The sequence below is a fragment of the Neisseria sp. P0008.S010 genome (assembly GCF_051962715.1).
GTDB lineage: Bacteria > Pseudomonadota > Gammaproteobacteria > Burkholderiales > Neisseriaceae > Neisseria > Neisseria elongata.
On sequence record NZ_JBQCVA010000120.1, the window covers coordinates 1 to 924 of the forward strand.

At 44.7% G+C, this 924-nt stretch carries 3 protein-coding genes; all 3 read right to left on the reverse strand.

Features of this window, described 5'->3' with window-relative positions:
• Positions 1-206, reverse strand: a 206-nt coding sequence (locus ACTHSL_RS12765; protein ID WP_440381673.1) for a replication protein, incomplete at its 3' end; no start/stop codon positions are given.
• Between the two features lie 32 nt (positions 207-238).
• Positions 239-532: a lambda phage CII family protein gene (locus tag ACTHSL_RS12770; RefSeq protein WP_440381674.1), complete on the reverse strand. Its 294-nt coding sequence runs from the start codon at positions 530-532 to the stop codon at positions 239-241.
• A 118-nt stretch (positions 533-650) separates the two neighbouring features.
• Positions 651-851, reverse strand: a complete 201-nt coding sequence (locus ACTHSL_RS12775; protein WP_000437875.1) for a Cro/CI family transcriptional regulator — start codon at positions 849-851, stop codon at positions 651-653.
• Positions 852-924 lie beyond the last annotated feature (73 nt).

The window sequence follows — 924 nt, forward strand, 5'->3', positions numbered from 1 at the left end:
CTGTCCATTGGTTTATTCCACCCATAGGTTTTACGCAGAATGGCAATCAGCACTTTAAACTGTCGCTTGGTCAGATATTCGCCCCAATAAGCCTCAAGCAGCATATTTGATAGTCTGGCGTAACCATCATCGAGATCTGCCACATTACGCTCCTGTCCGGCAAAGTTACCTCTGCCGAAGTTGAGTATTTTTGCTGTATTTGTCATAATGACTCCTGTTGATAGATCCAGTAATGACCTCAGAACTCCATCTGGATTTGTTCAGAACGCTCGGTTGCCGCCGGGCGTTTTTTATTGGTGAGAATCGCAGCAACTTGTCGCTCCAATCGAGCCATGTCGTCGTCAACGACCCCCCATTCAAGAACAGCAAGCAGCATTGAGAACTTTGGAATCCAGTCCCTCTTCCACCTGCTGATCTGCGACTTATCAACGCCCACAGCTTCCGCTGTCTTCTCAGTTCCAAGCATTGCGATTTTGTTAAGCAACGCACTCTCGATTCGTAGAGCCTCGTTGCGTTTGTTTGCACGAACCATATGTAAGTATTTCCTTAGATAACAATTGATTGAATGTATGCAAATAAATGCATACACCATAGGTGTGGTTTAATTTGATGCCCTTTTTCAGGGCTGGAATGTGTAAGAGCGGGGTTATTTATGCTGTTGTTTTTTTGTTACTCGGGAAGGGCTTTACCTCTTCCGCATAAACGCTTCCATCAGCGTTTATAGTTAAAAAAATCTTTCGGCCTGCATGAATGGCCTTGTTGATCGCGCTTTGATATACGCCGAGATCTTTAGCTGTCTTGGTTTGCCCAAAGCGCATTGCATAATCTTTCAGGGTTATGCGTTGTTCCATACAACCTCCTTAGTACATGCAACCATTATCACCGCCAGAGGTAAAATAGTCAACACGCACGGTGTTAGATATT

Coding starts and splice junctions, on each gene's coding strand:
- ACTHSL_RS12770 (WP_440381674.1), bottom strand. CDS start 532: ATGGTTCGTGCAAACAAACGCAACGAGGCTCTACGAATCGAGAGTGCG.
- ACTHSL_RS12775 (WP_000437875.1), bottom strand. CDS start 851: ATGGAACAACGCATAACCCTGAAAGATTATGCAATGCGCTTTGGGCAA.